At 59.5% G+C, this 23,855-nt stretch carries 19 protein-coding genes and 2 tRNA genes; 10 read left to right on the top strand and 11 right to left on the bottom strand.

Translation table 11 applies throughout. The features are described 5' to 3' along the window. Positions 1-123: 123 nt before the first annotated feature. Both C8D04_RS05835 and pbpG read left to right on the top strand, forming a co-directional pair. Positions 124-1,662, top strand: coding sequence for a 2-isopropylmalate synthase (locus C8D04_RS05835; RefSeq protein WP_116004006.1), 1,539 nt, complete (start codon positions 124-126; stop codon positions 1,660-1,662). A gap of 199 nt (positions 1,663-1,861) precedes the next feature. Next, positions 1,862-2,890, top strand: a complete 1,029-nt coding sequence (gene pbpG / locus C8D04_RS05830; RefSeq protein ID WP_233521233.1) for a D-alanyl-D-alanine endopeptidase — start codon at positions 1,862-1,864, stop codon at positions 2,888-2,890. Between the two features lie 43 nt (positions 2,891-2,933). Here pbpG and C8D04_RS05825 read toward each other — a convergent pair whose 3' ends face one another. The 6 genes from C8D04_RS05825 to C8D04_RS05800 all read right to left on the bottom strand — a co-directional run bounded on the left by C8D04_RS05825 (position 2,934) and on the right by C8D04_RS05800 (position 6,146). Then, complete coding sequence (locus C8D04_RS05825) at positions 2,934-3,755, bottom strand: IclR family transcriptional regulator (RefSeq protein WP_116004004.1); 822 nt, start codon at positions 3,753-3,755, stop codon at positions 2,934-2,936. A 29-nt stretch (positions 3,756-3,784) separates the two neighbouring features. Then, positions 3,785-4,567: an arginyltransferase gene (locus C8D04_RS05820; protein WP_116004003.1), complete on the bottom strand. Its 783-nt coding sequence runs from the start codon at positions 4,565-4,567 to the stop codon at positions 3,785-3,787. Beyond that, positions 4,564-5,319, bottom strand: coding sequence for a leucyl/phenylalanyl-tRNA--protein transferase (gene aat, locus C8D04_RS05815; RefSeq protein ID WP_116004002.1), 756 nt, complete (start codon positions 5,317-5,319; stop codon positions 4,564-4,566). Before aat ends, C8D04_RS05820 begins: the two co-directional genes overlap by 4 nt. Positions 5,320-5,446: 127 nt before the next feature. Continuing rightward, positions 5,447-5,522 (bottom strand) — tRNA-Asn (locus C8D04_RS05810). A 50-nt stretch (positions 5,523-5,572) separates the two neighbouring features. Continuing rightward, positions 5,573-5,648 (bottom strand) — tRNA-Asn (locus C8D04_RS05805). Between the two features lie 54 nt (positions 5,649-5,702). Further along, a complete protein-coding gene (locus tag C8D04_RS05800; RefSeq protein WP_116006044.1) occupies positions 5,703-6,146 on the bottom strand; it encodes a YbaN family protein in 444 nt (147 codons plus the stop codon). Positions 6,147-6,321: 175 nt separating this feature from the next. Here C8D04_RS05800 and def point away from each other — a divergent pair, with 175 nt between their 5' ends. Then, the gene (def, locus tag C8D04_RS05795) at positions 6,322-6,861 is read left to right on the top strand and encodes a peptide deformylase (protein WP_116006043.1); all 540 of its coding nucleotides are present in this window, start codon (positions 6,322-6,324) and stop codon (positions 6,859-6,861) included. Here the strand turns inward: def and C8D04_RS05790 are convergent. Further along, entirely contained in the window at positions 6,815-7,210 is a 396-nt protein-coding gene (locus tag C8D04_RS05790; protein ID WP_116004001.1) for a DUF779 domain-containing protein, read from the bottom strand. The genes def and C8D04_RS05790 overlap by 47 nt on opposite strands. A gap of 62 nt (positions 7,211-7,272) precedes the next feature. Continuing rightward, on the bottom strand, positions 7,273-8,793 hold the full coding sequence (gene adh / locus C8D04_RS05785) for an aldehyde dehydrogenase (protein WP_116004000.1): 1,521 nt from the start codon (positions 8,791-8,793) through the stop codon (positions 7,273-7,275). A gap of 427 nt (positions 8,794-9,220) precedes the next feature. Between adh and C8D04_RS05780 the strand changes: the two genes are divergently transcribed. Next, complete coding sequence (locus C8D04_RS05780) at positions 9,221-11,116, top strand: sigma-54-dependent Fis family transcriptional regulator (protein WP_347708411.1); 1,896 nt, start codon at positions 9,221-9,223, stop codon at positions 11,114-11,116. 1 nt (position 11,117) lies between these two features. Here C8D04_RS05780 and C8D04_RS05775 read toward each other — a convergent pair whose 3' ends face one another. Continuing rightward, positions 11,118-12,164 carry an AI-2E family transporter gene (locus C8D04_RS05775; protein ID WP_116003998.1) on the bottom strand — a complete coding sequence of 349 codons (1,047 nt, stop codon included), beginning with the start codon at positions 12,162-12,164 and terminating at the stop codon, positions 11,118-11,120. 243 nt (positions 12,165-12,407) lie between these two features. On the opposite strand from C8D04_RS05775, the gene C8D04_RS05770 reads away from it, so the two are divergent. The 5 genes from C8D04_RS05770 (at position 12,408) to C8D04_RS05750 (ending at position 19,935) form a co-directional block, all read left to right on the top strand. Next, the gene (locus C8D04_RS05770; RefSeq protein ID WP_116003997.1) at positions 12,408-15,284 is read left to right on the top strand and encodes a 2-oxoglutarate dehydrogenase E1 component; all 2,877 of its coding nucleotides are present in this window, start codon (positions 12,408-12,410) and stop codon (positions 15,282-15,284) included. A gap of 51 nt (positions 15,285-15,335) precedes the next feature. After that, positions 15,336-16,580, top strand: a complete 1,245-nt coding sequence (gene odhB, locus C8D04_RS05765) for a 2-oxoglutarate dehydrogenase complex dihydrolipoyllysine-residue succinyltransferase (protein WP_116003996.1) — start codon at positions 15,336-15,338, stop codon at positions 16,578-16,580. Between the two features lie 87 nt (positions 16,581-16,667). Further along, positions 16,668-18,095, top strand: a complete 1,428-nt coding sequence (lpdA, locus tag C8D04_RS05760) for a dihydrolipoyl dehydrogenase (RefSeq protein ID WP_116003995.1) — start codon at positions 16,668-16,670, stop codon at positions 18,093-18,095. Positions 18,096-18,181: 86 nt separating this feature from the next. Continuing rightward, positions 18,182-19,285 carry a cell division protein ZapE gene (gene zapE / locus C8D04_RS05755; RefSeq protein WP_116003994.1) on the top strand — a complete coding sequence of 368 codons (1,104 nt, stop codon included), beginning with the start codon at positions 18,182-18,184 and terminating at the stop codon, positions 19,283-19,285. Then, complete coding sequence (locus C8D04_RS05750) at positions 19,282-19,935, top strand: hypothetical protein (RefSeq protein WP_133243607.1); 654 nt, start codon at positions 19,282-19,284, stop codon at positions 19,933-19,935. The genes zapE and C8D04_RS05750 overlap by 4 nt, the downstream gene beginning before the upstream one ends. A 36-nt stretch (positions 19,936-19,971) precedes the next feature. On the opposite strand, the gene C8D04_RS05745 is transcribed toward C8D04_RS05750, so the two are convergent. Beyond that, entirely contained in the window at positions 19,972-20,790 is an 819-nt protein-coding gene (locus C8D04_RS05745) for a protein phosphatase 2C domain-containing protein (protein ID WP_116003992.1), read from the bottom strand. Positions 20,791-20,886: 96 nt separating this feature from the next. Here C8D04_RS05745 and C8D04_RS05740 point away from each other — a divergent pair, with 96 nt between their 5' ends. Further along, positions 20,887-23,001: an ATP-dependent DNA helicase gene (locus tag C8D04_RS05740; RefSeq protein ID WP_116003991.1), complete on the top strand. Its 2,115-nt coding sequence runs from the start codon at positions 20,887-20,889 to the stop codon at positions 22,999-23,001. On the opposite strand, the gene C8D04_RS05735 is transcribed toward C8D04_RS05740, so the two are convergent. Next, positions 22,964-23,764, bottom strand: a complete 801-nt coding sequence (locus C8D04_RS05735) for an outer membrane protein assembly factor BamD (RefSeq protein ID WP_116003990.1) — start codon at positions 23,762-23,764, stop codon at positions 22,964-22,966. The genes C8D04_RS05740 and C8D04_RS05735 overlap by 38 nt on opposite strands. Positions 23,765-23,855 lie beyond the last annotated feature (91 nt).

The raw sequence follows: 23,855 nt of genomic DNA, 5'->3' as shown, positions 1-23,855 counted from the left end.
ACAGTAAAGCGCGCGCGCACACTTTTTCCACACAGGCCCGTCTGCAGTCGCAACGGGCTTTTTTTATGGGTGCCATAAATTGCGCTGCGGGCCATCAACCCACCAGGAACCAGGAGAAACCACATGGCTGACAAGCTGATTATTTTCGATACCACCTTGCGCGACGGCGAGCAGTCGCCCGGTGCATCCATGACGCGCGACGAGAAGCTGCGCATTGCACGCCAACTCGAACGCCTGCGTGTGGATGTGATCGAAGCCGGTTTTGCGGCCAGCTCCAATGGCGATTTCGAGGCGGTGCAACTGATCGCCAACTCGATCAAGGATTCCACCATTTGCTCGCTCTCGCGCGCCAATGACCGCGACATTGCCCGCGCGGCCGAGGCTCTTAAGGGGGCCAACAGTGCGCGCATTCACACCTTCATTGCCACCAGTCCGCTGCACATGGAAAAGAAGCTGCGTATGACGCCTGAGCAGGTGCTGGAGCAGGCCAAGCAATCGGTGCGCTTTGCACGTAACTTGGTGGGCGACATCGAGTTCAGCCCTGAGGACGGTTACCGCAGCGAAGTGGACTTTCTTTGCCGCGTCATCGAGGCAGTGATCCATGAGGGCGCTACTACGATCAATGTGCCCGACACCGTAGGCTATGCCGTACCTGAGTTGTACGGCAACTTCATCAAGACCTTGCGCGAACGCATTCCCAACAGTGACAAGGCAATCTGGTCTGTGCACTGCCACAACGACCTCGGTATGGCAGTGGCCAATTCGCTCGCCGGCGTCAAGATTGGTGGCGCGCGCCAAGTGGAATGCACCATCAACGGTTTGGGTGAGCGTGCGGGAAACTGTTCGCTCGAAGAAGTGGTCATGGCGGTCAAGACACGCAAGGACTACTTCAACTTGGAAGTGGGTATCGATACGCAGCATATCCTTGCGGCCAGTCGCATGGTAAGCCAGACGACTGGCTTTGTGGTACAGCCCAACAAGGCCGTGGTAGGCGCCAATGCCTTTGCCCATGCCAGCGGTATCCACCAAGATGGCGTGCTCAAGGCCCGTGACACCTACGAAATCATGCGCGCTGAAGACGTGGGTTGGAGCGCCAACAAGATCGTTCTGGGTAAGCTCAGCGGTCGCAACGCTTTCAAGCAGCGCTTGCAGGATCTGGGGGTAAGTTTGGAAAGCGAGGCCGATACCAACGCCGCGTTCGCTCGCTTCAAGGAACTCGCCGATCGCAAGAGCGAAATCTTTGACGAGGATATTCTGGCGCTGGTGAGCGATGACAGCGTTCACGGGGGCAGCGAGCAGTATGCGTTCGTGTCTCTGGCGCAGCACAGTGAAACCGGAGAGCGGCCCCATGCCAGCGTGGTTTTCACGGTAGACGGCAAAGAGGTGCGAGGCGAGTCTGATGGCAATGGGCCTGTGGATGCCTCACTCAAAGCCATCGAGTCGCATGTGAAAAGCGGCGCAGAAATGGTGCTGTATTCGGTCAATGCCATCAGCGGCTCCACCGAGAGCCAGGGCGAAGTCACTGTGCGACTGCAAAACAGTGGGCGGGTTGTCAATGGTGTGGGGGCTGATCCCGATATCGTGGTGGCCTCGGCCAAGGCCTATATCGGTGCACTCAATAAACTGCACAGCAAGGCGGATCGGGTGGCTGCGCAGGGTTGAATCGCCGAGGCGAGTTCGCAGGGGCGGTTGAATCCGCGTAAAATCTCGCCTAATTGATGCAAATCATCGCGCAAGACATTGATCTTGCGCGATTTTTTTATTGGAACTACACTGTGAAACAATTGTTGCCGCCAGGAGATGAGCTTTGATTTCACACCAATCCAAGATGGCCCCACGCTCACTGCTTCAACTGTGTGGAATGGTATTGGCAGGGCTGTTGTTTGCCACCTCTGGCGCCCAAGCCGCACCGCGTAAACAGGCGGTGGAAAAAAAGCACCAAGTCGCAGGAAAACGTCCTGCAGCCAAGTCGGTGGCCCCGCGCAAGCTGGCAGCACGTGGGAAGGCTTCACGTATCGTTTCGGCGTCCGCACGTGCACCGGTTCGCATGGCGGCAGCGCGCCAGTCCTTTGGAGAGTTGGCAGGCCTGCATGATCGGAATGACCCCCTGGACCTCAAATCCAGTGTTGCCTTGGTCGTAGACCAGGACACCCACGAAGTCTTGTTCAGCAAAAACGATCAAGTCGTGCTTCCTATTGCCTCGCTCACCAAGCTCATGACGGGTCTCATCATCAGCCAAGCGGCCTTGCCGATGGATGAGGCCATCACCATCACAGAAGACGACATCGATACGGAGAAGGGAAGCCGCTCGCGTCTGGTTGTTGGCACCACGCTGAGTCGGAGGGAGATGCTTCATTTGGCGCTGATGTCCAGCGAGAACCGGGCAGCCAATGCATTGGGACGCACCTATCCCGGAGGCCTCAAGTCTTTTGTCACCCAAATGAATGTCAAGGCGCGCCTGTTGGGAATGACCGATACGCGCTACGTTGAACCCACCGGGCTTTCCAGCCTTAACCAGTCCAGCGCCCGCGATCTGGCGTTGCTGGTCAACGTTGCTCACAGCGACCCGGTTCTGCGCGAATTCTCCACTTCCCCAGGTTATGAAGTTGCGGTCGGGCAAAAAACCCTCCAATACAACAACACAAATCAGTTGGTGAAAAATCCCAGTTGGGATATTGGCCTGCAGAAAACGGGCTATATCTCGGAAGCAGGCCGTTGTCTGGTGATGCAGACACAAATATCGGGACGTAAACTGATCATGGTTTTCCTCGATTCGGCAGGCAAGCTCAGCCGAATTGGCGATGCGGTTCGCGTGCGCAACTGGGTTGAATCCATGGTCGCCACGCACCCAGCGGCTTTGGGTGGCGGGGGCATTGCGGGCAAGAGTTGAAAAAATTCTTGCCGTGTCGCACTGGTGCAGCCTGTTGTTGGGCCTAATGGGTCGGTAACGATAGGGCGCCCCGTGGCGCACTATCTGGCTGCGGTTTGTAGCCTAAAGCTACGGATATTTCGTGCGCTGTGGACTGCAATTTGGGTAACCAGCTTTCATCCAGCCGATCGGCCGGAGCAGAGATCGATAGGCCGGCCACTAGCCGTCCTTGGTCGTCATAGATGCCTGCCGCCATGCATCGCACCCCCAGTTCCAACTCCTCGTTGTCACGGGCGATGCCGCTGGCGCGGGCTTTGGACAGTTCCCGTTCGAGCGCAGGCAATTGCGTCAGGCTGTTGCGTGTGTGGCCAGCCAGGCCTGTGCGCATGGCGTAGGCGCGTAGGCGTTGAGGATCGTCAGCCGCCAGAAATAATTTGCCAGTAGATGTCAAGTGCAGTGGCGCACGCCCCCCAATGGCCCGCACCACCTGCATGCCTGAGCGTTCGCTGTACGCCCGTTCGACATAAATGATCTCATCACCCTGGCGCATGCTGAGATTGACAGGTTGCTGTATGAGGCGGTGCAACTCGCGCATGGGATGCATGGCTGCATCGCGGACACTCAGGCGCCCTTTGACCAAGTTACCCAATTCCAGAAGGCGCATCCCCAGCCTGTAACTACCTGATTCGGGGCGGTCCACGAAACGGCCAATGGCCAAGTCATTCAGGATGCGGTGTGTGGTGGAGGGGTGCAGTCCGGTTCGCTCGCTGATTTCTTTGAGAGAAATCGCTTCCTCACGCGAGGCAAGCACATCGATCAGTGCAAACATGCGCTCGATGACTTGTACGCTGGGTTTGGCGGGAAGGTCCGGGTCTGTTTTCTTCATGGGGTGTGCAATACGGCAGAAATGTGATTTTACCTTGTGAAATCACGCCGCTTCTCTGGAACAGGTGACTTGCGCAAACCGACCGGGTGCCATTGCTCGTCTGTCAATACTTCATGGGGAAGAAAGCGGGCCTTGTAGTTCATCTTGGGGCTCTCTGCAATCCAGTAGCCCAGGTAGACATGGGCCAGGCCCAGTGTACGGGCCTGTTCAATCTGCCACAGGATGCTGAATGTGCCATAGCTGCTGCGGGCTTGGGGTTCGTAGAAGGTGTAGACCGCCGAGAGCCCATCGTCGAGTACATCCAGTAGCGACACCATGCGTAAAGGGCCCGGGGTGCCTTCCGTGTCCGGTTCACGGAATTCCACCAGACGTGAGTTCACCCGGCTCTGGAGCAAAAACTGGGTGTACTGGTCAATGCTGTCATGGTCCATGCCTCCGCCAGCGTGGCGACCGTTCTGGTAGCGTAGATAGAGTTGGTAGTGTTCAGGGACGAAGCTGGGGCGCAGTACCCGGGCTTGTAAATGGGCGTGCTGTGCCTGGGAGCGGCGTTGGCTGCGATCGGGCTTGAAGTCATTGACCAGCACGCGCAGTGCCTTACACGCTCGGCAACCATCGCAATAAGGGCGGTAGGTAAACATCCCGCTGCGGCGGAAACCTTGTGAGACCAGTTGGGAATAGATGTCGCTGCGGACCAAGTGGCTAGGCGTTGCAACCTGTGATCGGGCTTGGCGATTGGGCAGGTAACTGCACGGATATGGTGCCGTGGCGTAGAACTGCAGTGTTTGTAGAGGAAGGTCGTTGAGTTGCGTCATGCCGCAGGCGCTGAGGGTGGCAGAAGCTCGTCCCAGTATACGGGGTCGAAAGACCAATGCAGTGGTTCCTGCGTGCATGCTGCAGACACATGTTGCAAGAATGCCGTGCGCGAGATTTCCCGTGCGCCGAGTGACGCAAGATGGCCCGTGTTTTGCTGGCAGTCAATCAGAGGAACCTGCTGGTGACGGCACAAGCATACCAAAGCAGCCAAGGCGATCTTGGAGGCATCAGTCGCCAGCGCAAACATGGATTCACCGAAAACAGCGCGACCCATGCCAATGCAGTACAGACCTCCAACGAGTTGACCGCCCACCCAGGTTTCAACACTGTGGGCATGGCCTGCTGCATGAAAGGCGCAATAAGCCTCGATCATCGATGGCACGATCCAGGTGCTGTTCTGTTCTTTGCGTTTTTTTCCTGCGCAATAGGCAATTACCGCCTGAAAGTCGTGGTCTACCCTGATTTCACATTCAGAGTTGGCACGAAATTTTTGGAGTGTCTTGCGCAGTGAACGGTGCAGCTGAAAGTTGCTTGTCTCCAGCACCATCCGTGGGTCGGGTGACCACCATAAAATGGGCTGGCCCGTGCTGAACCAGGGAAAGGTGCCTTGGCGATAGGCTTGAGCGAGATGAGATACGTCGAGATTTCCCCCGGCCGCTAGCAGTCCAGGGGCTGGGCTATCAGGCCCCCAAGCCCGAAGAGGGGCGGGGAATGGATCCGTATTTTCCAGCCAAGGCAGTTCGGGTGACATGGGGTTGGTTAACGAGCAATGTCATGATTGTCGCTGAGACAAGGGGCCTTGAATTCAGACAAATCTGGTGCAGCAGCAATTTGCAAAAAAAAGAGCCCTGAACGGAATCGTTCAGGGCTCTTTTTTTTGGCTCCTCGACCTGGGCTCGAACCAGGGACCTACGGATTAACAGTCCGGCGCTCTACCAACTGAGCTATCGAGGAATGATTGGTATTGAAAAAGCCCCGCTTACACATGCAGGGCCTGAAAATTTTGGCTCCTCGACCTGGGCTCGAACCAGGGACCTACGGATTAACAGTCCGGCGCTCTACCAACTGAGCTATCGAGGAATAAGCCTCAGATTATATACATAAAAAATTGTGAAATTCAGCTGTTTGCCATATTCATACAGGCTCTGGGCGGCACCAGAGCCATGTCAGCACGCAGGCCATGAAAGTGCAGGCCATCGCCGCAGCCCAAATCTTGGGCGTTGTGACAAACAAGATGACTCCGCACAAGGTCATCAGTATCGTCGCGCTCCATTTTGAGCGGCGGTTGACACGGCCGCCGTTGGCCCAGTCGCGCAGCATGACACCAAACAAGGGGTGGTACCACAGCCATTCGTGCAGGCGGGGAGAGCTACGAGCTGCGGCCCATGCGGCCATCAGTATGAATACGGTGGTCGGCAGTCCGGGAACAAACACGCCTATGATTCCCAGCACCAGACACATGATGGCAAACGACAGCAGTGCCCATCGCACCAGCAGCGGAAGCGTGCGGTGAACGGGTGGAGCAGGTCGGCCGGTGCCAGCTGCTGCTGCGGTAGGCTTGCCAGTGGAGGGTTCCATGGTCTGGGTCGGTAGGGCATGGTTTTTAGTCACCGTATTTTGCATCCAGGGCTGTGCTACTGGAGGGAAAGAGCCTGTCCGCAGTACCGGTATGCTGTGGTTCGGTTTGCAGCCCTGCCAATACAAGCGTTGGCAAAAAGATTTACGCTCGCCCGTTACCAACTTTTCTCTGACCATGGCTGTCCACACGATACTGAAAATGGGTGACCCGCGGTTGTTCCGTGCGGTTCGTCCTGTGACTGAATTTGGCACTGATGCACTGCGGCAACTGGTCGCCGACATGCACGACACTATGCGTGCGGCCATGGGGGCAGGGCTTGCTGCACCGCAGATCGGGGTGGATCGTCAGGTGGTGGTCTTTGGCTCCGATGTACCCAACCCCCGCTACCCTGACCGGCCACTGGTGCCTGCCACGGTGCTTATCAATCCAGTGATTACCCCGGTAGGGGATGAAGAGGCGCTGGATTGGGAAGGCTGTCTGTCGGTGCCCGGATTGCGAGGCCGCGTGCCGCGTTGGTCCCACATCCGCTACACAGGCTATGACATGCAAGGGAATGCCATAGAGCGCGATGTAGATGGTTTTCACGCGCGGGTGGTGCAGCATGAGTGTGATCATTTGGCTGGCATCCTGTACCCGATGCGTATGCGCGATTTCACCCAGTTTGGTTTTACTGAGGTACTGTTTCCGGAGATGGATCCAGGCCTGGATGATTGAGCGTCTCCAGCTCTGCGTCAGTCCACAGTCTGGAGCCAGTCGTAAAGCAGACGTCCTCTGGGCCTTCTAGGGAGAAGGTGGAACCACTTCCTTCGGTGACGTCAATGATCAACTGGCTGTTTTTCCAGTATTGATACTGGGACTCGCTGATATAGAAGGGGCAGCCTCCGATTTTCCCGAGCAGCAGGTCGTAACGGCTTGGGGTCAGCTCGCCTTCGAGGTAGCACATCGGCGCACTGCCATCGCAGCACCCGTGTGATTGATAGAACATCAATGCCAAACCGTGCTGCTCTTTGAGGCGATCGATCATGGCCTCGGCAGCAGGCGTCGCTACGACACGTTCGGGCATGGCAGTCCTTTCAAGGTCGGTTGCTGAGAGAAAAAAGGCGGCCAGAGGCCGCCCGTCCTACGTCAGAAGAAGCCGAGTGCCTTGGGGCTGTAGCTTACGAGCAGATTCTTGGTCTGCTGGTAGTGGTCGAGCATTACCTTGTGGGTTTCGCGGCCAATGCCTGATTCTTTGTAGCCGCCAAACGTGGCGTGAGCGGGATAGGCGTGGTAGCAGTTGGTCCACACCCGGCCTGCTTGGATGGCGCGTCCCATACGGTAGGCTGTGCTGCCGTCCCGTGTCCATACCCCAGCGCCCAGACCGTAGGGTGTGTCGTTGGCAATCGCCAGGGCTTCAGCTTCGTCTTTGAACGTGGTGACTGCCAGCACAGGGCCGAAGATTTCTTCCTGGAAAATGCGCATCTTGTTGTGGCCTTTGAACAGTGTTGGCTGGATGTAGTAGCCGCCCGACAGGTCGCCGGGCAGCTGTGCGCGGTTGCCCCCGATCAACACCTGCGCACCTTCTTCCTTGCCCAATGCAAGATAGGTCTCGATTTTTTTCATCTGCTCAACGGAGGCCTGGGCGCCCATCATGCAGTTGGTGTCAAGTGGGCTGCCCTGCTGGATGGCTTTGACACGTGCCAGAGCGCGTTCCATGAAGCGGTCGTAGACCGATTCCTGGATAAGTGCTCGGGAGGGGCATGTGCAGACCTCGCCTTGGTTGAAAGCAAACAGCACCAGTCCTTCGATGGCTTTGTCAAAGAAGTCGTCATCGGCATTGGCCACGTCGGCAAAGAAGATGTTGGGCGACTTTCCACCCAGTTCCAGCGTGGCCGGAATCAAGTTGTTAGCCGCAGCTTGCGCAATGACTCGTCCTGTGGCGGTGGAGCCCGTAAAGGCAATCTTGGCAATGCGGCGGCTGGACGCCAGCGGCATTCCCGCCTCACGGCCATAACCGTTAACGATGTTCAAAACTCCGGGAGGCAATAGGTCGGCAATCAACTCCATCATGACCAAGATGGATACCGGCGTGGATTCCGCCGGTTTGAGTACCACGCAGTTGCCAGCGGCCAGTGCCGGTGCAAGCTTCCATGCAGCCATCAGAATGGGAAAATTCCAGGGAATGATCTGGCCAACGACGCCCAGGGGTTCATGGAAATGGTAGGCAATGGTGTCGCCATCGATTTCGCTCAGACTACCTTCCTGAGACCGCAGACAGCCTGCAAAGTAGCGGAAATGATCCGCGGTGAGGGGAATGTCTGCATTCAGCGTTTCACGAATGGCCTTGCCGTTATCCACCGTTTCTACGTAAGCCAATAGTTCCAGGTTTTGCTCGATACGGTCGGCAATTTTGAGGAGAATGTTGGAGCGCTCTGCGGCAGGGGTGCGACCCCATTTTGTCGAGGCGGCGTGTGCGGCATCCAACGCCAGTTCAATGTCTTCTGCAGTAGACCGTGCAGCCTGGGTGTACACCTTGCCGGTGATGGGAGTGACTACATCAAAGTACCCACCCTTCACCGGTGCAACAAACTTGCCGCCAATAAAATTGTCATAGCGGGGTTTGTATTTGATCTTCGCGTCGGGGGAGCCGGGGAGGGCGTACAGCATGGAATGTCTCCTTGAATGAATGTGTTGACCATGAAGCGATCCACGATTCCCGTGGGCAGTCTTCGCAGGACGTTACGCACAATGCATGCCAGCCTTTGTTTGGGTAGTTTGATGGCGTGAAGCCAGTGTTCTTGCTGGTTTAAGGCGAAAGCGAGGCTGTACCGGGTGTCCCAGTGTGCTGCCAGGTGGTACAGGGTGTTGCAAAACAGAACAACTGGGTGGGTTTTCCTGCTGAAACTGAAATACACCCTGGCGCACAATGGGCCTGTCACCATGTATGCCGCAATGGCGACGCCGGAGATGGCGCACCCATCCTGGCCACTGAACCATCAGGAGACAAACGGCCATGCCCCCTTCCGCTCTTCCGGATAGACCCGTTCCGCGCCTGCTCAGACAGGCACGCCGCCAACTGATGAACAGCGGCAGCTTGCCGCCCGACATGATTCAGTCGGAGTTATCCCGCTCCTGGTTGCGAAGCTGGAATGCCGGTTTACAGCCTTGCGGTCGAACTCCAGGCGTCCCGCATGCTTCTGCTGCACAACTGGCCCGGGCGCTCGAAATTCAGCGTGAATTGGTCGCGCATGCGCGACCAGTGATGGAGTTTTTGTTCGACCAGACACGCGACAGCGACAGCATGGTGGTGCTGGCCGGGACGGACGGCATGCTCTTGCATGCATCAGGAGACCCTCAGTTTGTGGACCGTGCCGAGCGAGTCGCGTTGCGCCCGGGTGCCACATGGCATGAGCAATACCGCGGTACGAATGCGATTGGCACGGCACTTACGGACGATCGTGCGCTGGTTGTGCACGCCGATGAGCATTTTCTTGAGCGCAATGGTTTCCTGACCTGTGCCGCAGCCCCCATTCACGCCCCCGATGGCCATTTGCTGGGTGCACTGGATGTGTCCGGCGACTACCGTGGCTACCATCGTCACACCCTTGGTCTGGTACGGTCGGCCGCGCGAATGATTGAGCACCGGCTGTTTGAGACGCGGCACGACCTGCGCCAATGGGCTGGATTGCGATTGCGTCTTCATGCCCAGCCTGAAGGTCTGGGAACCATGACGGAAGGTTTGTTGGCAGTGCGGGGGGATGGTGTGCTCGTCGGCGCCAGTGTTTCGGCCCTCGATCTTCTAGGCCTTGTCTGGCAAGACCTGGGACAGGTGCGGTTGGATGCAGTTTTGGTGGAACCACTAGACCAGTTGTTCGATTGGTGTCAGCGATCGGTGCATATTCCGCGGGTCGTACACACAACATCAGGAGAATCCGTCTGGTTGCGGGCCGAGACGGGGCGTTCGCTGCAATACACGCGCGGCGCGCAGTCACAGTTGCCCGAGGCGGGGCAAAGGAAGGATGCGCTGGCGGCGCTGGACACGGGTGATGCAGTGATGCAAGCAGCGATTGCGCGTGCACGCAAGGTGATGGATAAGCCGATTCCCTTGCTGCTGCAGGGGGAGTCGGGCGTGGGCAAAGAGATGTTTGCCCGGGCCGTGCACGACAGCGGCACACGCTGCACAAAAGCCTTTGTCGCGGTGAACTGCTCCGCTTTGCCCGAGAACCTGATAGAGGCCGAACTGTTTGGTTATCAAGGGGGCGCATTTACCGGTGCCCGCCGCGAAGGCACGCCTGGGCGTGTCCGAGAGGCACATGGCGGAACCTTGTTTCTGGATGAGATCGGAGACATGCCGTTGTCTTTGCAGGCCCGGCTGTTGCGTGTCCTGCAAGAGCGCGAGGTCGTGCCCTTGGGGGGTGGAAAACCTGTGCCAGTGGATTTTTCCCTGGTCTGCGCAACCCATCGGCAGTTGCCTTTGGAGATGCAGGCAGGACGCTTTCGCGAAGATCTGTATTACCGCATCAATGGTCTGACACTGCAATTGCCCGCTTTGCGTGAGCGCTCCGATTTTGACCATCTCTTGGAAACTCAGCTCTCGCGCCTGGTGCCCGATCGCCCGATTGCCGTTGCTGCTGGATTACGCGACAACTTGCGTCGGTATCCCTGGCCGGGGAACGTGCGTCAGCTGGCAAATGCCTTGCGCACGGCCTGCGCGCTGCTGGAAGAGCACGAATCCATCATCGACTGGCACCACCTTTCCGATGACTTGGCGCTGGCCCTCGGATTGGGCGTTGCTGCCCCAGACCAAGCAGGCGCGGCTGGTAGTGAGGCGGTAGACGTGAGATTGGCGAAGCTTCAGTCGATTTCGCGCCAGGCCATTGCTCAGACCGTTGCGGCTTGCGCGGGCAACTTGTCCGAGGCAGCCCGGGTGCTGGGTGTCAGCCGCAATACCGTCTACCGGCGCCTTCGGGAAGTGCCGGGGGGCGACTGATTCAGGGGCCGGGGGGCGTGACCAGGTCCCAGATGGCGATGAACAATGCAGCGATCACGGGCCCGATGACAAAACCATGCAGGCCGAACAGGGTCATGCCGCCAAGGGTAGAGATGAGCACCACATAGTCGGGCATCTTGGTGTCTTTCCCCACCAGGATGGGCCGCAAGATGTTGTCCACCAGCCCGATCACTCCCACGCCATAAGCTGTCAATATGCTGCCTTGCCATACAGCGCCTGTGGCAAAGAAATAGATGGCCACCGGGCCCCAGATCAGACCGGCGCCTACAGCCGGCAAGAGGGACAGAAAAGCCATCAGGACCCCCCACAGTACGGGCCCTTGAATTCCCAGCACCCAGAAAATGAATCCCCCCAGCAAGCCCTGCGTGGCGGCCACCATGATGTTCCCCTTGAGGGTGGCGCGGATCACGGTGATGAACTTGCTGCTCAGATCCTGTTTATGGCTTTCGTCCAGCGGAATAGCCCTGCGGATACGCGCCCCCAGCGCCTGGCCATCGCGCAACAAAAAGAAAAGCAGATACAGCATCACGCCAAAGCTCACCACAAACTGAAGGGTGTTCTGCCCAATGTTCAGTGCGCGGGTCGCCAGCAACTGGCTGGCCTGCACCGACACCGTAGACAGCTTGTGCTGCAGTGCGGCCACACTGGTCAGATCCAGGCTGTCGAGCAGACTCACGGCCCAGGCGGGCAGGGCGGCAATGACCTGCTGCACATAGGTGCCGAAATCCAGTTGGCCCGAGCGCAGCCGCTCGTACACATGGGTGGCCTCCTGCACAAGCGAAATGCTCAGCAGCGTCATGGGCAGGATTACCACCACCAGGCACAGCAGCAGGGTCGACAGCGCAGCCAGATTGGGCTTGCCTGGCATGCGTTTACGTACCTTGCGGTGCAGCGGCGAGAAAAGAATGGCCAGCGCAACACCCCAAAAAACGGCTTCATAAAAGGGGAAAAGAATCGCTGCGAAGGCCACGGAGACCGTGACCAGGAGCAGCAAGAGGGTCTTGTTCTGGAGCGTAGGCTGGTTCATGGGTGTGTGTCGGTTCGGCAACAATGCAAGGCGCTGAATGTACGCCAGAGCCGCATCGCGCGGACGGTGTGCATGAAACAAATGAGGCGCAACGGCGCCAGGTTTCAGCGATCAATGGCACAATCGAGTTCGTACCAGGCCCTTCCCCAGCCACAGTCGCATCCGCCAACCGGTTCAGCCGTGTCGCGGAAGGTTTGTTAAACCACCAAATGCTTTCTCAAGGAAAGCGGAGGTCAGCGGAATATGAGCGAGACAACGTCCGTCTATCAAGCCTATCAAGGCAACACCTACCTCTTCGGCGGCAATGCGCCCTATGTCGAGGAAATGTACGAAAACTACCTGGCCAACCCCGGTAGCGTCCCGGACACCTGGCGAGAATATTTTGATGCCCTGCAGCATGTGCCTGCGGTGGATGGCAGCAATGCCAAGGACGTGCCCCACATGCCGGTCGTCAATGCCTTCGCCGAGCGCGCCAAGGCAGGTGGTACCAAGGTGGTGGTGGCCAGCGCCGATGCCGAAATGGGCCGCAAACGTACCGCCGTGCAACAGCTCATCGCTGCATACCGCAACGTGGGACAACGTTGGGCCGACCTGGATCCGCTCAAACGCACCGAGCGCCCGGCCATTCCAGAACTCGAACCGTCGTTCTACGGCTTCAGTGACTCTGACCTGGAAACGGTGTTTGACGCCAGCAACACGTTCTTCGGCAAAGAAAAAATGCCGCTACGCGAATTGCTCAACGCATTGCACGAAACCTATTGCGGCACCATCGGTACCGAATTCATGTATGCCACCGACCAGAACCAGAAGCGCTGGTGGCAACAAAAGCTCGAAAGCATTCGCAGCAAACCTAATTTCAGCCCAGAACGCAAGAAGCGCATTCTGGATCGCCTGACGGCGGCCGAAGGCTTGGAACGTTTTCTGCACACCAAGTATGTCGGCCAGAAGCGCTTTTCGCTCGAAGGGGGCGAGAGCTTCATTGCCGCCATGGATGAACTGATCAGTGCAGCAGGTGCGCGGGGCGTCCAGGAAATCGTGATTGGCATGGCCCACCGTGGTCGGTTGAACGTGCTGGTCAACACACTGGGCAAGATGCCCAAGGACCTGTTCGCAGAATTCGACCACACTGCGCCTGAAGATCTGCCCTCCGGTGACGTGAAGTACCACCAGGGCTTTAGTTCCGATGTTTCGACCCCTGGTGGCCCCGTCCATTTATCGCTGGCCTTCAATCCTTCTCACCTGGAGATCGTGAACCCGGTGGTCGAAGGCTCTGTGCGGGCTCGCATGGACCGTCGCGCAGACCCGCAAGGCAAGCAGGTGCTGCCTGTGCTGGTGCATGGTGACGCGGCTTTTGCTGGCCAGGGCGTGAACCAGGAAACATTGGCATTGGCACAGACCCGTGGTTATTCCACCGGCGGCACAGTGCACATCATCATCAACAACCAGATCGGCTTCACGACCTCTGATCCGCGCGACATGCGGTCCACGTTGTACTGCACGGACATCGTCAAGATGATCGAGTCGCCGGTTTTGCACGTCAATGGCGACGACCCTGAAGCCGTCGTGCTGGCCATGCAGTTGGCGCTGGAATTCCGCATGGAGTTCTGCAAGGACGTGGTGCTGGACATCGTCTGCTTCCGCAAGCTCGGCCACAACGAGCAAGACACCCCCAGTCTGACGCAGCCCCTGATGTACAAGAAGATCGGTCAGCACCCCGGCACGCGCAAGTTGTATGCCGATCGCCTGGCCACGCAGGGCATGGGCGAAACCCTGGGCGACGACATGGCCAAAGCCTACCGCGCCGCCATGGATGCTGGTAAGCACACGGTCGATCCGGTGCTGACCAACTTCAAGAGCAAGTACGCAGTGGACTGGAGTCCGTTCCTTGGCAAGAAGTGGACTGATGCTGGCGACACAGCGATTCCGTTGGCCGAATGGAAGCGCTTGGCCGAGAAGATCACCACCATTCCAGAGTCTGTTTCACCGCACTCCTTGGTGAAGAAGGTCTATGACGACCGCGCTGCCATGGGCCGTGGGGAAGTCCCGGTGGACTGGGGCATGGGCGAGCACATGGCTTTCGCTTCGCTGGTGGCCAGTGGCTATCCGGTGCGTCTGTCGGGCGAAGACTGCGGTCGTGGCACCTTTACGCACCGCCACGCGGTCATTCATGACCAAAAGCGCGAGAAGTGGGACGTGGGCAGCTACATTCCGCTGCAGAACGTGGCGGACAACCAGGCGCCTTTTGTTGTCATCGATTCCATCCTGTCGGAAGAAGCGGTGTTGGCTTTCGAATACGGCTATGCCTCCAATGATCCGAACACGTTGGTGATCTGGGAGGCGCAGTTTGGCGACTTCGCCAACGGTGCGCAGGTCGTGATCGACCAGTTCATCGCTTCGGGTGAAGTGAAATGGGGCCGTGTGAACGGCATCACCCTGATGCTGCCGCACGGCTATGAAGGCCAGGGCCCCGAGCACAGCTCGGCCCGCCTCGAACGATTCATGCAGTTGGCGGCTGACGCCAATATGCAGATTGTGCAGCCCACTACGGCAAGCCAGATCTTCCATGTGCTGCGCCGCCAGATGGTGCGCAACCTGCGCAAGCCCCTGATCATCATGACGCCCAAGTCGCTGTTGCGTAACAAGGACGCGGCTTCGCCGTTATCCGAGTTCACCAAGGGCAGTTTCCAGACGGTGATTCCGGAGCACAACCAGGATGTCGTGCGCAATGCTGCCAAGGTCAAGCGCGTCATTGCTTGCTCAGGCAAGGTGTATTACGACCTGGTCAAGCACCGCACTGAACTGGACAGCCTGGACGTGGCCATCGTGCGCGTCGAGCAGGTCTACCCATTCCCGCACAAGGCCTTTGCAGCGGAACTCAAGCGCTTCCCCAAGGCGACTGAGATCGTGTGGTGCCAGGACGAGCCGCAAAACCAGGGTGCCTGGTTCTTCATCCAGCACAACATCTACGAAAACATGCTCGATGGCCAAAAGTTGGGCTACTCGGGCCGTGCGGCCTCCGCATCGCCGGCGGTGGGTTATTCGCATCTGCACCAGGAGCAGCAAAAAGCCCTGGTCGAAGGTGCCTTCGCCAAGCTCAAGGGTTTTGTCCTGACCAAGTAAGGCCGGAAACCCCTCACTCAGTACAAAACACCTCTCTGGAAAGAATTCAAAATGGCTATCGTAGAAGTCAAAGTCCCCCAGTTGTCCGAGTCCGTGGCCGAGGCCACCATGCTGCAATGGAAGAAAAAGGCCGGTGATGCTGTCGCCATCGACGAGATCCTGATCGAGATTGAAACCGACAAGGTCGTACTCGAAGTGCCGGCGCCCGCTGCGGGCGTGCTGGCCGAGATCGTGCAGGCCGACGGCGCTACCGTGACGGCAGAGCAACTCATCGCGCGCATCGACACCGAAGGCAAAGTCGGTGCTGCGGCACCCGCAGCGCCTGCGGCACCGGCTGCTGTAGCGCCCGTCGCAGCCTCTGCAGGTGGCAGCAAGAATGATGTGGCCATGCCGGCTGCCGCCAAATTGCTGGCAGACAACCATTTGTCGGTCAGCGCCGTGGCAGGCACAGGCAAGGATGGCCGCGTGACCAAGGGCGATGTGCTCGCAGCCGTGGCTGGCGGCGTGCAGTCCACCGCCTCGGTGATTCCCACCGGTGTGCCGACCAAGACACTGCCCCAGGTTTTGGCTCCGGCGGCTAAGCCTGATCTGGGCGATCGTCCTGAGCAGCGTGTTCCCATGAGCCGCCTGCGCGCCCGTGTGGCCGAGCGTTTGCTGCAATCGCAATCGACCAATGCCATCCTGACCACGTTCAACGAAGTGAATATGGCCCCGGTGATGGAGATGCGCAAGAAGTTCCAGGACGCTTTCTCTAAAGAGCATGGCGTCAAGATTGGCTTCATGAGTTTTTTCGTGAAGGCAGCGGTGCATGCGCTCAAGAAGTACCCTGTGATCAATGCATCGGTCGACGGCAACGACATCGTTTACCACGGCTATTTCGACATCGGCATCGCTGTGGGTTCGCCCCGTGGTCTGGTGGTGCCGATTTTGCGCAACGCCGACCAGATGAGCTTTGCCGAGATCGAGAAAAAGATCGCCGAGTACGGCCAAAAGGCCAAGGACGGCAAGCTGGGCATTGAAGAAATGACGGGCGGCACGTTCTCCATCAGCAATGGCGGAACCTTCGGCTCCATGCTCTCCACGCCCATCATCAACCCGCCACAGTCAGCGATTCTGGGCGTACACGCGACCAAGGACCGTGCCGTGGTGGAAAACGGCCAGATCGTCATCCGTCCGATGAACTACCTGGCCATGTCGTACGACCACCGCATCATCGACGGCCGCGAAGCCGTTCTGGGCCTGGTCGCCATGAAGGAGGCTTTGGAAGATCCTTCCCGCCTGCTGTTCGACATCTAAGCCACTGCACGTGGCCCGACCCACCCGCGCGGCACCCTTGGGCGCTGCGCCTGGTGGGTTTTCAACCCATTGAATGAGGTTTTCCCCATGAGTAAACAATTTGACGTCATCGTCATCGGCGGTGGTCCCGGCGGTTACATCGGTGCAATTCGCGCTGCCCAGTTAGGCTTCAACGTTGCGTGCATTGACGAGTGGAAGAATGAAAAGGGCGGCCCCGCGCCCGGTGGCACCTGCACCAACGTGGGCTGCATTCCGTCCAAAGCGCTCCTGCAGTCGTCTGAGCATTTTGAACACGCCAACAAGCACTTTGCAGACCATGGCATCACCGCTACGGGCGTCAAGATGGACGTAGCCAAGATGGTCGGCCGCAAGGATGCGGTGGTGAAACAGAACAACGACGGCATCCTCTACCTGTTCAAAAAGAACAAGATCAGTTTCTTCCATGGCCGCGGCTCCTTTGTGCGCACGGTGGAAGGCGGCTACGAGATCAAGGTCGCCGGCGCTACTGAAGAGTCCCTGGTGGGCAAGCAAGTCATCGTGGCTACGGGGTCGAATGCGCGAGCGCTGCCTGGCGTGGCGTTTGATGAAGAGAACATCCTGTCCAACGACGGTGCGCTGCGCATTGGCGCGGTGCCCAAGAAGCTGGGCGTGATCGGTTCGGGCGTGATCGGGCTGGAGATGGGTTCGGTCTGGCGCCGCCTGGGTGCCGAAGTCACCGTTCTGGAAGGCCTGTCCACCTTTCTCGGCGCCGTGGATGAGCAGATCGCCAAGGAAGCCAAGAAGGCCTTTGACAAGCAAGGCCTGAAGGTCGAGTTGGGCGTGAAAATTGGCGAAATCAAGTCCGGCAAAAAGGGCGTGAACGTCGCCTACACCAACGCCAAGGGTGAGGCTGTCAGCCTGGATGTGGACAAGCTCATCGTGTCGATCGGCCGCGTGCCCAACACCATTGGCCTGAATCATGAGGCTGTGGGCTTGCAGCTGGACGAGCGCGGCGCCATCGTCGTCGATGCCGATTGCAAGACCAATCTGCCGGGCGTCTGGGCGGTGGGCGATGTGGTGCGCGGCCCCATGCTGGCCCATAAGGCAGAGGAAGAGGGCGTGGCCGTGGCCGAGCGTATCGCAGGCCAGCACGGACATGTCAATTTCAACACCATCCCCTGGGTCATCTACACCAGCCCAGAAATTGCCTGGGTGGGGCGCACCGAGCAGCAGCTCAAGCAGGAAGGTGTGCAGTACAAGGCGGGTACCTTCCCCTTCCTGGCCAATGGCCGCGCACGCGCCCTGGGTGACACCACGGGCATGGTCAAGTTTTTGGCCGATGCAAGCACAGATGAAATTCTGGGCGTACACATCGTTGGGCCTATGGCCAGCGAGTTGATTGCAGAAGCGGTGGTCGCCATGGAGTTCAAGGCCAGCAGCGAGGACATCGCCCGGATCTGTCACGCCCACCCGTCGCTCTCCGAATCGATGAAGGAAGCTGCGCTGGCAGTGGACAAGCGCACCTTGAACTTCTGATATTTTTGTTTTGTAGAAAAATATGGCTCTAGCGCTTATTGGATAAGCGTTAGTAGCTATTGTTTTTATAGTATGGAGAATTGCCTTTGTCCTCGTCAGTAATCCAGGCCTACGAGGCTGAGCTGGCCAGCAAGGGCTTTCAGAGCGACCCGGCGCAACTGCGTGCGGTGCAGGCCCTGCAGCGCTGTGCCGACGAGTGGGCTGCCTATAAGTCCAAGCGCTCCAGCGCCCTGAAGAAGCTGATCAACCGCCCCGATATTCCGCGGGGCGTGTACATGTACGGCGGAGTGGGGCGCGGCAAGAGCTTCCTCATGGATTGCTTCTTCAACGCCGTGCCGCTCAAGCGCAAGGTGCGCCTGCACTTTCACGAATTCATGCGCGAGGTGCACCGCGAGTTGGCGGGCCTGCAAGGTACGGTGAACCCGCTGGATGTGCTGGGCGCACGCATTGCCAAGCGCTACAAGCTGATCTGCTTCGATGAATTTCACGTGGCGGACATTACCGACGCCATGATCCTGCACCGGCTGCTGGCGGCCCTGTTCGAAAATGGTGTGGGATTTGTCACCACCTCTAATTTCGAACCCGATGGCCTGTATCCGAACGGCTTGCACCGCGACCGCATCCTGCCCGCCATCGCTTTACTGAAAGAGCGCATGGAAGTCATCAACGTCGACAACGGCACCGACTACCGCAGCCGCACCCTGGAGCAGGTTCAGCTGTACCACACGCCGCTGGGGGCTCTGGCCGACGCTGAGATGGAGCGCACTTTCGATCAGCTGGCGGAGGTGCGCGATGAAGACCCGGTGCTGCACATTGAAGCCCGTGAAATTACGGCACGGCGCAAGGCGGGCGGAGTGGTGTGGTTCGATTTTCGTACCCTGTGCGGCGGACCGCGATCGCAGAATGACTACCTCGAAATTGCCACGCAGTTCCATACTGTGCTGCTTTCTGATGTGCCCTACATGCCCGTCAGCATGGCGTCGCCTGCGCGGCGTTTCACTTGGCTTATTGACGTGCTGTACGACCGGCGCGTCAAGCTCATTCTCTCTGCCGCGGTGCCGCCCGAGCAGCTTTACACCGAAGGACCGCTGGTGCATGAATTTCCACGCACGGTCTCGCGCCTCAATGAAATGCAGTCCAAGGAATACCTGGCCCTGGAACGCCGCGTCGTCGACACGGGGTTGACGTGAAGCGGACAGTCTCTCTGGCCTTCCTGGGCGCCGCTTTCATGGCCATGGCAGCCTGGGCCCAGGTGTTGCCGGAGGACGGGCGTGCGGCTTCCGTTCCCGCACCCTCTGAAGTGTCTGCCCGGGCCGCTGGGCGACAGGCCGTGCGCAAGGAGCGGGAGGCCATCGCCCAGGCTTTGCGGCAGTCCGAGGCTGATTGCTACCAGCGTTTCGCCGTTGAAGACTGCCTGCGCAAGGCCCGGCGCCATGCACGCGATGCCCAGGCTGTGCTGCGCCAGCGCGAGTCCGTGTGGGATGAGGCCGAGCGCCAGGAGCGTGCGGCCCAGCGTCTCGAAGACATCCGGCAGCGCCAGCGCGCGCGCACCGCACCGGTACCAACTCCTGCGCGGCCTGCGGTAGCCCCAGGCCGCGTTGACCGCAATACGGAAGAGGCCCACGCGGATCAGCGTGCCCATCATCTGGCAGAGCGCCAGCGAGCCGCACGCAAAGCCCAGGCACAGCACAACCAGGCTGTGCAGCAAAAGGCAGAGAGCGAACGCTTGCGGCGAGCCGAACGCTTGCAGGCCGCCACGGCCCGCAAGGCGCGTGTGCAGCAACGGCAAGCCGACGAAGCTGCTCAAGGTAAAAAGCCCGCAGCGCCCTTGCCGCCCTGAGCCGTTACCGCCGAGCAGGCCAGGCCTATGCGCAGATCAGGTCTTGACCGCTGGCGAAATACCGAGCGGTGGCACCAAGGGTGCGACCTTTTTTTCTTCCTGCAGGGCTTCAATCTTCACGATCACCAGCGACAGGTTGTCGCCGCCGCCCCGGGCACGCACGCGCGCCTTTTCGATCAGAAACTCGGTGGCTTCGCGGGGGGTGAGCGAGTCCACGACCGAACCCAGTTCGGTGGGAGAAAAATAGTGCCATACGCCATCACTGCAGGCCAGCAGCACATCGCCCGGATGCAGTTGGTGGATCATGTGGGTGGCGATAGGCGGGTCGCTCTCGGTGCCCAGGCAACCCACCAGAATGTTGGAATGCGGGTGGTTGTTGGCCTCGGCTTCGGTGATCTCGCCCCGGTCTACCAATGCCTGCACGTACGAATGGTCGCTGGTGCGGTGCATCATGCGGCCATTTTGGAAATGATAGATCCGCGAATCCCCCGCATGTGCCCAGTGGCAGTCCCCCCTTGGATTGATGAGGAAGGCTGTAATGGTGCTGTGGGGTTCTTGCTCTGACGTGATGGCGGTCAGCCGGATGACGATATGCGCTTCCTGCACCAGGGCTTTGAGCATGGTCACAGGATCATCGGTTTCGGGAGAGTAGCGCTCGAACAACTGGCGCGCGGTCAGCATGACCTGGTCAGAGGCCTTGCGCCCCCCGCTGCGGCCCCCCATGCCATCGGCCAGCACCGCTAGAACGCAGCCGTTGTAGCGCGGATGCGAGAGCAGGGCGACCTGATCCTGCTGGTATTCCCGGTCACCTTTGTGGATGCCGGTTGAGGCGCTGAGGCGAATCGCTTTGGACATTCCGTTGATTGTGGATGAAGCAGAGATTGCCGGAACCTGGACAGACCATTAGAGCGCGTATTATCAAGCGCTGTGTGGCGTTTTTACCATGCCACGATGCCCCCAGGGGCCCGTTCTGTCTTGGATTTGTCGCAAACACCCCTCGAAAACCCCCTCTCATCGCTTGCCCGGTGTGTGGAGCAGTCGTTTGCGCCCGGGGGCGCTCTCTCTCGCACCGAAGCCGATTTTCGGCCCCGGCCGGGCCAGCTGCGTATGGCGCTGGCGGTGGCCCGGACCATAGAGCAGGGTGGTGTGCTGGTGGTTGAAGCGGGCACTGGCGTGGGTAAAACTTTTTCTTACCTGGTGCCGACACTGCTCAGCGGTGAGAAGGTGCTGCTCTCCACCGCCACTAAGGCCTTGCAGGACCAGTTACATGCGCGGGACTTGCCGCGCCTGGTGCAGGCGCTGGGCCTGCCCGTGCGCACGGCGCTGCTCAAGGGCCGGGGCAGTTACCTGTGCCTGCATCGGCTTGAGCAGGCCCGCCAGCACAGCGCCGTCCATGACGGCAGCGTGGCACAGACGCTGGCCCGCATCGAGCTGTGGGCCCAGACCACCCGCTCCGGAGATCTGGCAGAACTGCCCGCACTAGATGAACGGTCGGCGGCCATCCCGCTGGCCACGTCGACGCGCGATAACTGCCTGGGCTCGCAATGCCCGCAGTTTCGACAGTGCCATGTGTTACAGGCACGGCGTGAAGCACTGGAGGCAGACATCGTGGTCATCAACCACCACCTATTCTTCGCAGACAGTGCAGTGCGTGAATCAGGAATGGCTGAATTGCTGCCCACCGTGCGCGTGGTGGTGTTCGATGAAGCCCATCAACTCAATGAAACGGGAGTTCTGTTTCTTGGACGGCAGCTTGGCACGGGGCAATTGCTGGATTTTGCGCGAGACCTGCTGGCCGTGGGCTTGCAGCGCGCGCGTGGCATGGCCGACTGGCAAGGGCTGGGCGTGCAGATGGAACGTGCAGCGCGTGACCTGCGATTGCTCTCCGAAAGGGTCTGGCCTGCGACTCGCCTGTCCTGGGAGGGCGAGGTACCCGAAGGCCTTTCTGCTGCCGCCTGGCACGGTGCATTGGCCCAGGTCACACAGGCCTGCCTTCAGGCACTCCAGTCGCTCGAGGTTGTATGCGAGATGGCTCCCGATTTTGTGCGCTTGCAAGAGCGCGGCACGGCGATTCTGGCAAGCCTGGAGCAGTTTGCCGGGCCTTGTGCGCATGACGCAGTGCGCTGGGTGGAGGCGGGCACGCAGTTGCAGCTAGTGGAGGCGCCGCTTGATATTGCTGTCTCTATGCAGGCGCGGTTGCAAGACTCCTTGACGGTAACCGATGGCGAGGAGACTGGTCGCTGGCCGGGTGAAAATCAGGAGCGCGCACGCGCCTGGATCTTCACCTCGGCAACGCTGGGAACCGATCCCCAACTGCGCTGGTTTACCGAGCCTTGCGGCCTGCAGGGTGCGGCAGTCCTGCGTGTGGAAAGCCCGTTTGACTACGCGGCCCAGTCGGCGGTGTACGTGCCTCGGCATTTGGTGCCGCCCACTGACCTGCAGCACGGCCCGCAACTGGCCCAGCTGGTGGGAGATGCTGCGCAGCGTTTGGGCGGACGCACCCTGGTGCTGACGACCACCCTCAAGGCCCTGCGCCTGCTCGGTCATCTGCTGCAGGCACGGTTTGCGGATGGTTCGGCGGGGCTGGAGGTCCTGGTGCAGGGCCAGGGAGCAAAACGCCGATTGATGGACCGGTTTCGCATCGGAAGCAGCCAGGGACAGGCAGGCTGCATTTTGGTGGCGTCCGCGTCGTTCTGGGAAGGGTTTGACGTGCCGGGGGATGCGCTGCAGCTGGTAGTGATCGATAAACTGCCTTTTCCGCCCCCGGATGATCCTTTGGTCAAGGCGCGCTCACACCGCATCGAGCAGGCTGGGCACCGCGCTTTCAAAAACTATTCGTTGCCCGAGGCCGCGGTGGCGCTGCGGCAAGGGGCCGGCCGCCTGATTCGGCATGAATCAGATGCCGGTATTCTGGTGATTGGTGATACGCGGCTGGTGACCAAAGGCTATGGTCGGCAATTGCTGGCAGCCTTGCCGCCCATGCGCCAGCTTCAGTCAGAGCAGGAGTTTGCCCAAGCGCTGGATGCGCTCACCAGAACTTCCACCAAGGATTCGTCTTGCCCTTGAGGCCGTGCTGCATGTAGCTGCTTTGCGGAAAGGTGGTGTCCATGACGCGGCGGGCGTCATCACGCAATTGGGTCAGTCCCAGGGCATCGTAGGACTGGATCAGGATGTACAGGGCCTCTTCGGTGGCTGGTACGGCCTGGTAGTCGGCCAGCGCGCTTTGTGCCCGGGCGATGGCAGCCACGTAAGCACCCCGCTGAAAGTAGTAGCGCGCCACATGCACTTCGTACTGCGCCAGCGAGTTGACGATGTAGGTCATTCGCAGACGAGCATCCTGGGCATAGCGGGATTCGGGAAAGCGGGTGGTCAACTCACGGAAGGACTCGAAAGAGTCTTTGGCGGCCTTCTGGTCGCGCTCCGACAGGTCCTGCTGCGACAACCACGAGAACATGCCCAGGTTGTCATTGAAATTGACCAGCCCCTTGAGGTAGAGCGCATAGTCCAGTGCTGGGCTGGCGGGGTGTAGCTTCATGAAGCGGTCCAGCGTTGCCAACGCCTGGGCTTTCTCGCCACCCTTGTACTGTGCATAAGCCTTGTCGAGCTGGGCCTGCTGGGCCAGCGGCGTGCCGGCGGCGCGGCCTTCGAGTTTTTCAAACAAGGGGACGGCCTTGTCATAGCTGCCACCATTGAGCTCGTCGCGGGCCTCTGCATAGATGCGTTCGGTGGTCCAGCCTGCGGTCTTGTCTTCCGGAGTGCTGGAGCAGCCTGCGGTAAGCAGGCTCGCAGCCAACAGGACAGGGACGATCGCAATGGGTGCACGCAGCATGGCAGGCAGCTTTCTGGCAAAAACAAGGAAATTCCTGGGACACCGCAGCCGGTGGCGGCGTAGGACGAGAGCGGGCCATTGTAGCGGTCAC

The organism is Simplicispira sp. 125, assembly GCF_003096555.1.
GTDB lineage: Bacteria > Pseudomonadota > Gammaproteobacteria > Burkholderiales > Burkholderiaceae_C > Simplicispira.
The sequence above is the reverse complement of the archived record's forward strand: the minus strand, read 5'-3'. Positions and strand labels throughout refer to the sequence as shown.

Coding starts and splice junctions, on each gene's coding strand:
- C8D04_RS05735 (WP_116003990.1), bottom strand. CDS start 23,764: ATGCTGCGTGCACCCATTGCGATCGTCCCTGTCCTGTTGGCTGCGAGC.
- C8D04_RS05775 (WP_116003998.1), bottom strand. CDS start 12,164: ATGAACCAGCCTACGCTCCAGAACAAGACCCTCTTGCTGCTCCTGGTC.
- C8D04_RS05745 (WP_116003992.1), bottom strand. CDS start 20,790: ATGTCCAAAGCGATTCGCCTCAGCGCCTCAACCGGCATCCACAAAGGT.
- C8D04_RS05800 (WP_116006044.1), bottom strand. CDS start 6,146: ATGGAACCCTCCACTGGCAAGCCTACCGCAGCAGCAGCTGGCACCGGC.
- C8D04_RS05835 (WP_116004006.1), top strand. CDS start 124: ATGGCTGACAAGCTGATTATTTTCGATACCACCTTGCGCGACGGCGAG.
- C8D04_RS05740 (WP_116003991.1), top strand. CDS start 20,887: ATGCCCCCAGGGGCCCGTTCTGTCTTGGATTTGTCGCAAACACCCCTC.
- aat (WP_116004002.1), bottom strand. CDS start 5,319: ATGTCACCCGAACTGCCTTGGCTGGAAAATACGGATCCATTCCCCGCC.
- adh (WP_116004000.1), bottom strand. CDS start 8,793: ATGCTGTACGCCCTCCCCGGCTCCCCCGACGCGAAGATCAAATACAAA.
- odhB (WP_116003996.1), top strand. CDS start 15,336: ATGGCTATCGTAGAAGTCAAAGTCCCCCAGTTGTCCGAGTCCGTGGCC.
- lpdA (WP_116003995.1), top strand. CDS start 16,668: ATGAGTAAACAATTTGACGTCATCGTCATCGGCGGTGGTCCCGGCGGT.
- C8D04_RS05825 (WP_116004004.1), bottom strand. CDS start 3,755: ATGAAGAAAACAGACCCGGACCTTCCCGCCAAACCCAGCGTACAAGTC.
- C8D04_RS05820 (WP_116004003.1), bottom strand. CDS start 4,567: ATGACGCAACTCAACGACCTTCCTCTACAAACACTGCAGTTCTACGCC.
- C8D04_RS05770 (WP_116003997.1), top strand. CDS start 12,408: ATGAGCGAGACAACGTCCGTCTATCAAGCCTATCAAGGCAACACCTAC.
- def (WP_116006043.1), top strand. CDS start 6,322: ATGGCTGTCCACACGATACTGAAAATGGGTGACCCGCGGTTGTTCCGT.
- C8D04_RS05790 (WP_116004001.1), bottom strand. CDS start 7,210: ATGCCCGAACGTGTCGTAGCGACGCCTGCTGCCGAGGCCATGATCGAT.
- pbpG (WP_233521233.1), top strand. CDS start 1,862: ATGGTATTGGCAGGGCTGTTGTTTGCCACCTCTGGCGCCCAAGCCGCA.